We start from the raw sequence: 8,247 nt of genomic DNA on the forward strand, positions 1-8,247 counted from the left end.
GCTCCACGCCCATGCATGCCGGCTACCGGATGAGCGATTTCGGCGTCAGCGCCGGCGCGTCGGTGCGGCTCGTCATGGATGTCGGTGACTGGGACAACAGCGTCTGCATCAACACGCCCGGCCAGTCCGGCGATCCGCGTTCGCTGCATTATGCGGATTTGGCCGAGGGCTGGGCAAAGGGGCGATATGTGCCACTGCTCTACAGCGACGAGAAGATTGCCGCCGAAACCGAACATTGCATTCTTCTTCTGCCCGCCTGAAAACCCTTTTCGAAAGATCTCCCATGCCCTGCACCATTTCCGCCGCAGATATCGATGAAGCAGTGCTTCTCTCCGAGTTGAAACATTGGGTGGAGATCGAAACGCCGACACGCGATTCCGCGGCCGTCAACCGGCTTGCCAACCGTGTGGAAGCGATCGCGAAGGAGGCCGGACTCGTGACGGAGCGTACGCCGGGAGCGCTGGGTTTCGGCGATATTCTCGCCGTGCGGTCGCCCCGCCCGGCCGGTAGCAATGAAAGGGGCGTGCTGATCCTAGCGCATCTCGACACGGTGCATCCGATGGGCACCATCAAGGAAAATCTGCCCCTGCGGCAAGAGGGCGACAGGCTTTATGGTCCCGGTATCTACGACATGAAATCAGGAGCATTGATGGCGCTGGAAGCGATGAAAATTGCTGCGCGCGCCGGGACGCATTTACCTGTCTATCTGCTTTTCATCCCGGATGAGGAAATGGGAAGCACAAGCTCGCGTGGCTTGATCGAGAATCATGCCCGCAATGCGTCTTACGCCCTTGTAGTCGAGCCGGCACGTGACGGTGGCAAGATCGTGGTCGCCCGTAAAGGCGTCGCCATGTATGACATCCTCGTGCGCGGGCGCGCCTCTCACGCTGGCACCAGGCCGCAGGATGGGCGCAGCGCGATCCGCGCCGCCGCCCGACTGGTACTCGAACTCGAAAGCCTGAACGACGCGCAACGCGGCATCACCCTCACCGTCGGCACAATCCATGGTGGAACCGGGCGCAACATCGTGCCGGCTGAATGCCACATGCAAGTCGATCTGCGTCTTCCCGACGATGAGACGGCTGCCGAAATCCTGAAAAAGGTCGAAAGCCTGACGCCGGTCGATCCCGATATCACCATCGAGATCAAGGGAGGCGTCAACCGCCCGCCCTTTGCCCAGTCGGAGGCGGGCGAGCGGCTTTTCGATCATACTGCCAGGCTTGCCGCCGACCTCGGCATCACTCTTGAGGGCGTCAGCACCGGTGGCGGCTCCGACGGAAACTTCACCGCAGCACTTGGAGTGCCGACCCTTGATGGTCTCGGCGCCGACGGAGCCGGCGCCCATACATTCGAGGAATATATATTCGTCAGCAGCCTTGCAGTGCGCACCGCGCTTCTTGCCAATCTAATGCTAACCCTGAATGGCGATCTCTGATGTCTAGCAACGGCTCGCCACCGCTTTCCAGGTTCGCCGCATTATGACACCTTCTGAGATCATCGGTTTCGTGCTGATGGCCGGCGTTGCGGCCTATGTGCAGACTTTGACCGGCTTCGCCTTCGGGCTGCTGCTGATGGGCGCGGTCGGCCTGACAGCCGTCATGCCGCTGCGCGATGCTGCGGTCGTTACCGGCGTGCTGACGCTCGTCAATGCTGCCATCATGATGATAAGGGGCTGGCGCGACGTGTTGCGCACCGAACTGGTGCTTGTGCTCTGCGCGAGCCTGCCGACGCTCGTCGCCGGCTATTTCCTGCTCGATCATCTCGCCTCGACCGGGCTCATCTACCTGCGCATCATCCTCGGCCTCGTGATCATCGTCTCGGCCTTGCAACTGGTCATGCCGCCCAGGAAAGAGGAAAAGCAGGCAACAAAGTCCTCCTTCGTTTTCTTCGGCGCCTTTTCGGGCATCATGAGCGGCCTTTTTTCGACAAGCGGCCCGCCGCTCGTCTATCATTTCTACCGTCAGCCTCTGCCGATCGCCGCAATCCGCGAGACGCTGGTGGCAATCTTCAGCATCAACGCGCTGATACGCCTTTTCGTCGTCATTGCGGACGGTACCTTTCCGAAGCCAGTTTACTGGCCGGCCTTTTTCGCCATCATCACCGTCTCCCTCGGTACGCACATGGCGCGGCGCATGCCGTTGCCTCTGTCGCCGAAGACGTTGAGACGGATCGTCTTCGTGTTGCTTTGTGCCTCCGGCGCCTCACTGGCACTGCCGGCCATTCCGAAAGCCCTTGCCTGGAGTTAATTGCAATGCTGCTGTCCATCACGGAAGCCGAGCGCCTTGTCGCACAGATGCTGGAGAGACACAGCGTCAGCCCCGAAAATGCGAAATCGGTCGCGGTCGCTCTCGTCGCGGCCGAGACCGCCGGGCAAAGCGGTCATGGCCTGCGGCGTCTTGCGGCATATGCCGCCCAGGCCAAGGCGGGAAAGGTCGATGGTTTCGCCACGCCGGTTGCTTGGTCGAGTGCGCCTGCAGTGCTCAGGATCGATGCTGGCTGCGGCTTTGCCTATCCGGCGCTCGATCTCGCCGTTCAAAAGCTTCCGGCTCTCGCCTCGAAATCCGGCATTGCGGTCGCCGCCATTCATCGCTCGCATCATGCCGGCGTCATGGGGTTGACGGTCGAGCGCTTCGCTGAGCGCGGACTCGTGGCGCTGATGTTTGCCAATACGCCGGCGGCCATGGCGCCCTGGGGTGGAAAGACCGCCGTCTACGGCACCAATCCGATCGCCTTTGCGGCGCCACTTCCGCATGATGAGCCGATCGTCATCGATCTTGCAATGTCCAAGGTCGCGCGCGGCAGGATCATGGCGGCGCACCAGAAGGGCACCGACATTCCGGATGACTGGGCGCTCGACATAGAGGGGAAACCAACCACGAATCCGAGCGAAGCCCTGAAAGGGACGATGATGCCTCTCGGCGACGCGAAGGGCGCAGCATTGGCGCTCATGGTCGAGATATTCGCGGCGAGCCTCACCGGCACCAATTATTCCTTTGAAGCCTCCTCCCTCTTCGATGACCGCGGCAACCCGCCTAAGCTCGGGCAGATGATCATCGCGATCGATCCCGAGGCAACGGGCGGCGCCGGGACGGCCTCGCGCTTTGCACTGCTTGCGTCGACGATGACGGCCGACCCGAATGTGCGCCTGCCGGGCCGACGCAGCCAGGGCCGACGGCGGGATGCGCTCACGACCGGAGTAGAAATCGACGACGAATTGGCGGCACTCATCAACCCATGATGATGCGCCTGCCGCATCATCTTATCTGAAACGCGAAACGCCTTTTCATCACCGTCCGTCAGCGCTTCAAGGATCTTCGCAGGTGTGTCCGTTATTTGCGCTTTAACGGTCAGCGCGTACTCGGCTTGGCACGAGAACGGACGAAGCCCTCGACCGGGAATTCGCATGCAAGCAACAGCTCGTCAGGTTGAAGATGCGAAGAACACCAGAGATAACGACCTTTTCGACCGCCGCGCCGCAGCCGCGGATGCCAACGACGAAGGCGGATCATCTGGATGTGAGTTTTCCAACTTGAAATAATACTTGTGCTCTTATCGAAATACTGGAAGATCACCGATATTCATATCGCAACTCACCGTGAGAGCCAGCGCTCACGAGGCGCTCTAGAAACCGCCGCCCTTGGCAGGCCGCTAGACGGATCGTGAAAGCGTCCTAGTTCTTTCGGATGCACAGCTTTGCATCGGGAGCTTTTCGCTTTCGGCAGAAAAGGGCAGACAGGATTTCCGAGACGATCGAGGAGGGTCGCGCGGGAGGCTTGTCAATCTTTGGCAACGGACAAACACAGGGAGGAACCATGTCCAAACGTTTACTTTTCGCTTCCGTCGCAGCCATCACGCTTTCGGCCGGCACACCGCATGCCTTCGCGGCTACCGAACTACAGTGGTGGCACGCCATGGCCGGCGCCAACAACGAGGTCGTCGAGCAGCTTTCCAAGGAATTCAACGAGAGCCAGAGCGAATACAAGATCGTGCCCGTTTTCAAGGGCACCTATCCGGAAGCGCTCAATGCCGGCATCGCGGCATTCCGATCCAAGCAGCCGCCGGCGATCCTGCAGGTCTTTGACGCTGGCAGCGGCCTGATGATGGCCGCCGAGGGCGCCGTCATGCCGGCGGCCGAGATCCTGAAGAAAGGCGGCTACACATTCGATAAGTCGCAATATTTGCCGGGCATCGTCGCTTATTATTCGAAGCCGGACGGCACGATGCTGTCCTTCCCCTACAACTCTTCTTCTCCAATCCTCTTCTACAACAAGGATATCTTCACGAAGGCAGGGCTCGATGCCGAGGCCCCGCCGAAGACCTGGCCCGAAGTCTTCGAGGCGGCGAAGAAGATCAAGTCGAGCGGTGCGGCCCCTTGCGGGTTTACCTCGACCTGGCTGACCTGGATTCAGACCGAGAACTTCGCCGCCTGGAACAATGTCGCCTACGGGACCAACGAGAACGGCCTTGGCGGTACTGACGTAAAGCTTGAGTTCAACTCGCCGCTTTTCGTCCAGCACTTCCAGGCAATCGCCGATCTCGCAAAGGACGGCACTTTCCGCTATGGTGGCAGGACCTCGGAAGCCAAGCAACTCTTCACCTCGGGCGAATGCGGGATCATGACCGAATCTTCCGGCGGGCTTGGCGACATCATCAAGTCGAAGATGAACTACGGTATCGGCCAGCTTCCCTATTACGAGGGCGAAGGCCGGCCGCAGAACACGATTCCGGGCGGAGCAAGCCTTTGGGTGTTCGCTGGAAAGTCGGATGCCGAATATAAGGGCATCGCCGAATTCTTCCACTTCCTCTCGCAGACCAAGATCCAGGCTCGCCTGCATCAGGTTTCCGGCTACATGCCGGTAACGATGGCAGCCTACGAGGAGACGAAAAAATCGGGCTTCTACGACAAGAACCCCGGCCGCGAAACGCCGATCCTGCAGATGATGGGCAAGGCTCCGACGGAAAATTCCAAGGGCGTTCGCCTGATCAACCTGCCACAGGTGCGTGACATCATGAACGAAGAGTTCGAAGCCATGCTTGCCGGCAAGCAGGACGCCAAGACGGCGCTCGATAAGGCAGTCGAACGCGGCAACGCGGCGATCCAGCAGGCGCTCGGCAACTAAAATCTCCTGTCGCCCGCGGCCTCTTGGTCGCGGGCGTTCCGTCCGCTTTACAGGAGGCCGCATTGCAGCGTGTCGTCTTTCCCAACAAGATCCTTCCCTATTTCCTGGTGGCGCCGCAGATCGCGCTCACGGTCATCTTTTTCTTCTGGCCTGCGAGCCAGGCGCTCTATCAATCGACACAGCGCGAGGACCCCTTCGGGCTAAAGAGCAGCTTCGCGGGACTCTTCAATTTCAGGTCGGTGCTTGGCGACGAAAACTATCTTCATTCCTTGCAGGTAACGATTGTCTTCAGCGTAGCGACCGCCTTGCTGGCGATGGTCGTGGCGCTCGCGCTTGCGACCGCGGCCGACAAGGTCGTGCGTGGACAGGGTTTCTACCGTACCCTGCTGATCTGGCCCTATGCTGTCGCACCCGCCGTGGCCGGCATGCTGTGGCTCTTCATGTTCAATCCGGCCATGGGCACCTTCGCCTATCTCCTGCGGCGCAACGGATTCCTTTGGGACCCGCTGCTCAACGGCAACCAGGCCATGGCGCTGGTGATAGTCGCGGCTGCCTGGAAGCAGATAAGCTACAATTTTCTCTTCTTCGTCGCCGGGCTGCAGGCAATCCCGAAATCCCTGATCGAAGCGGCGGCCATCGACGGCGCGCGCGGCAACCGGCGCTTCTGGACCATCGTCTTTCCGCTGCTGGCGCCGACGACCTTCTTCCTGCTTGTCGTCAATACCGTTTATGCCTTCTTCGATACCTTCGGCATCATCCATTCGGTAACCGGCGGCGGCCCCGCCAGGGCCACCGAGACATTGGTCTACAAGGTTTACAACGACGGCTTCGTGAACCTCAACCTCGGCTCCTCGGCGGCACAGTCGGTTATCCTGATGGTGATCGTCATCGCGCTCACAGCCTTCCAGTTCCGCTTCGTGGAACGCCGGGTCCACTACGCGTAAGGTCGGTCGATGATTGAAAAGCGCCCCCTCGCCACCCTTTTCGCCCACTTGATGCTGATCCTCGGGATCATAATCGTCGCCTTCCCGATCTATTACACCTTCGTTGCCTCCACGATGACCTCGGCGGAAATCCTGCGCCCGCCGATCACGCTGCTGCCAGGCGGGCATTTCGCGGAGAACTATGGCGAGGCATTGTCCGGTGGCGTCGAGCGCGTCGTCGGCGTCAGCCTCGAACGGATGTTGTGGAACACGTTCGTGGTGTCGCTGGCAATTGCGGTCGGCAAGATCGCGATCTCGTTCCTCTCGGCCTTCGCGATCGTCTTCTTCCGCTTTCCCTTTCGGATGGGTTTCTTCTGGATGATCTTCATCACCCTGATGCTGCCGGTCGAGGTGCGCATCCTGCCGACCTACAAGGTGATCGTCGATCTCGGTATGATCGATACCTATGCCGGGCTGACGTTGCCGCTCATGGCCTCGGCGACGGCAACCTTCCTCTTTCGCCAGTTCTTCCTGACGATCCCCGGAGAACTGGTGGAAGCCGCGCGCATCGACAATGCCGGTCCATTCCGCTTCATGCGCGATATCCTGCTGCCGCTGTCGCGCACGAACATCGCAGCCCTTTTCGTCATTCTCTTTATTTACGGGTGGACGCAATATCTCTGGCCGCTCCTCGTCACGAATGACGCGCGGATGACGACGATCATCATTGGACTTCGCAAGATGGTGGATTTTGCCGACGCGGCGACGCCGTGGAATTTCGTGATGGTGACGGCGATCGTCGCAATCATCCCGCCGATCGTCATCGTCGTGCTCATGCAGCGCTGGTTTGTCAAAGGTCTTGTGGAGACGGAGAAGTAATGGCCGGTATCAAGCTCAAGGACGTCCGCAAGACTTATGGCGGCGGCACGGAAATCATCAAGGGCATCTCGCTCGACATAGGCGATGGCGAACTTGTCGTTCTTGTCGGCCCGTCAGGCTGTGGCAAGTCCACGTTGCTTCGCATGATCGCGGGGTTGGAAGGCATCACCTCGGGGGACATCATGATCGGCGAGCGCACGGTCAACCAGTTGGAGCCCTCCGAACGCGACATCGCCATGGTGTTCCAGAACTACGCGCTCTATCCGCACATGACCGTGCGCCAGAACCTCTCTTACGGCCTGAAGAATCGCAACGTCCCGAAGGATGACATCGATCGCCGCATCCTGAAGGCTGCAAGGTCACTCGAGATCGAGCCCTTCCTTGAGCGCAAGCCACGGCAGCTCTCCGGCGGCCAGCGCCAGCGCGTTGCCATGGGACGCGCAATCGTGCGCGAACCGGCCGCCTTTCTCTTCGACGAACCGCTCTCCAATCTCGATGCGAAACTGCGCGTGCAGATGCGGGTCGAGATCAGGCGGCTCCAACGTTCGTTGGGGACGACAAGCGTGTATGTAACCCATGACCAGATGGAAGCCATGACGCTCGCCGACAGGCTCGTCGTTCTGAATAATGGGCAGATCGAGCAGGTCGGCACGCCGATCGAACTCTATGAAAGACCCGCGACGACATTCGTCGCGACCTTCATCGGTTCGCCATCTATGAATCTTCTGGAAATCGCCGGCAACTCCACCATGCCTGCAGCGATTTCGGCCCCACCAACAACTGCAACGATCGGGATCCGGCCGGAAAACTTTCGGCTCGCCAAAACTGAGCGGCAAGCCGATTTCACCGCCGAAGTCCGTGTGAGTGCGGTTGAACTCGTTGGCGCCGAAAGCTACGTGCACGGCACGCTGCCAAATACACAGGACATCGTCTTCCGCGTCCCCGGCCGTTCGCTGATCTCGATTGATGAACGCCTTTCGATAGCGGCAGATCTTGAAGATTTACATTTTTTCGACAAGGAGGGGCATCGGATAATCGCCGCCTGCAGCAAGCACTGATCACACCAAGACCGATCTGTCTCGATAGGCCGGCCGCTGGGAAGGCCGCCGATCGTTCAAGGCTACGATCTCTGCTGGGTGTGGGCATGCGCAACTAAACTACTAGCGGCCCGGCACGTAAAGGAACACCTCTGGGGACGTGTTTAGCGTAGTTATACCTTTTTTGCGGAAAGGTCATAACCGATTGTCCGTGGGAGGGACGATCATATGGACCGTGTAAGGCATGGGCGTCGCCGACAAGTTTACTGGATTCCGGCTCTTTAGACC

At 59.8% G+C, this 8,247-nt stretch carries 9 protein-coding genes; all 9 read left to right on the top strand.

Annotated elements, in window-relative coordinates:
- A partial coding sequence (locus ACPYOI_RS33230) for a penicillin acylase family protein (RefSeq protein ID WP_481423968.1) occupies positions 1-260 on the top strand: 260 nt, incomplete at its 5' end.
- Positions 261-283: 23 nt separating this feature from the next.
- Positions 284-1,435 carry a M20 family metallopeptidase gene (locus ACPYOI_RS33235; RefSeq protein ID WP_481416800.1) on the top strand — a complete coding sequence of 384 codons (1,152 nt, stop codon included), beginning with the start codon at positions 284-286 and terminating at the stop codon, positions 1,433-1,435.
- A gap of 43 nt (positions 1,436-1,478) precedes the next feature.
- Positions 1,479-2,246: a sulfite exporter TauE/SafE family protein gene (locus ACPYOI_RS33240; RefSeq protein WP_481416801.1), complete on the top strand. Its 768-nt coding sequence runs from the start codon at positions 1,479-1,481 to the stop codon at positions 2,244-2,246.
- A gap of 5 nt (positions 2,247-2,251) precedes the next feature.
- The gene (locus tag ACPYOI_RS33245; RefSeq protein WP_481416802.1) at positions 2,252-3,238 is read left to right on the top strand and encodes an Ldh family oxidoreductase; all 987 of its coding nucleotides are present in this window, start codon (positions 2,252-2,254) and stop codon (positions 3,236-3,238) included.
- Between the two features lie 165 nt (positions 3,239-3,403).
- Positions 3,404-3,538, top strand: a complete 135-nt coding sequence (locus ACPYOI_RS33250) for a hypothetical protein (RefSeq protein ID WP_481416803.1) — start codon at positions 3,404-3,406, stop codon at positions 3,536-3,538.
- A 274-nt stretch (positions 3,539-3,812) separates the two neighbouring features.
- Positions 3,813-5,120, top strand: a complete 1,308-nt coding sequence (gene ugpB, locus ACPYOI_RS33255) for a sn-glycerol-3-phosphate ABC transporter substrate-binding protein UgpB (RefSeq protein ID WP_481416804.1) — start codon at positions 3,813-3,815, stop codon at positions 5,118-5,120.
- A 62-nt stretch (positions 5,121-5,182) separates the two neighbouring features.
- Positions 5,183-6,064, top strand: a complete 882-nt coding sequence (gene ugpA / locus ACPYOI_RS33260) for a sn-glycerol-3-phosphate ABC transporter permease UgpA (RefSeq protein ID WP_481416805.1) — start codon at positions 5,183-5,185, stop codon at positions 6,062-6,064.
- Positions 6,065-6,073: 9 nt separating this feature from the next.
- Complete coding sequence (ugpE, locus tag ACPYOI_RS33265; protein WP_481416806.1) at positions 6,074-6,922, top strand: sn-glycerol-3-phosphate ABC transporter permease UgpE; 849 nt, start codon at positions 6,074-6,076, stop codon at positions 6,920-6,922.
- Entirely contained in the window at positions 6,922-7,980 is a 1,059-nt protein-coding gene (locus ACPYOI_RS33270; protein WP_481416807.1) for a sn-glycerol-3-phosphate import ATP-binding protein UgpC, read from the top strand. The genes ugpE and ACPYOI_RS33270 overlap by 1 nt, the downstream gene beginning before the upstream one ends.
- The last annotated feature ends 267 nt before the right edge of the window (positions 7,981-8,247 follow it).

Source organism: Rhizobium sp. SVR5-2C, from assembly GCF_056755115.1.

Coding starts and splice junctions, on each gene's coding strand:
- ACPYOI_RS33235 (WP_481416800.1), top strand. CDS start 284: ATGCCCTGCACCATTTCCGCCGCAGATATCGATGAAGCAGTGCTTCTC.
- ACPYOI_RS33240 (WP_481416801.1), top strand. CDS start 1,479: ATGACACCTTCTGAGATCATCGGTTTCGTGCTGATGGCCGGCGTTGCG.
- ACPYOI_RS33250 (WP_481416803.1), top strand. CDS start 3,404: ATGCAAGCAACAGCTCGTCAGGTTGAAGATGCGAAGAACACCAGAGAT.
- ACPYOI_RS33245 (WP_481416802.1), top strand. CDS start 2,252: ATGCTGCTGTCCATCACGGAAGCCGAGCGCCTTGTCGCACAGATGCTG.
- ugpE (WP_481416806.1), top strand. CDS start 6,074: ATGATTGAAAAGCGCCCCCTCGCCACCCTTTTCGCCCACTTGATGCTG.
- ugpB (WP_481416804.1), top strand. CDS start 3,813: ATGTCCAAACGTTTACTTTTCGCTTCCGTCGCAGCCATCACGCTTTCG.
- ACPYOI_RS33270 (WP_481416807.1), top strand. CDS start 6,922: ATGGCCGGTATCAAGCTCAAGGACGTCCGCAAGACTTATGGCGGCGGC.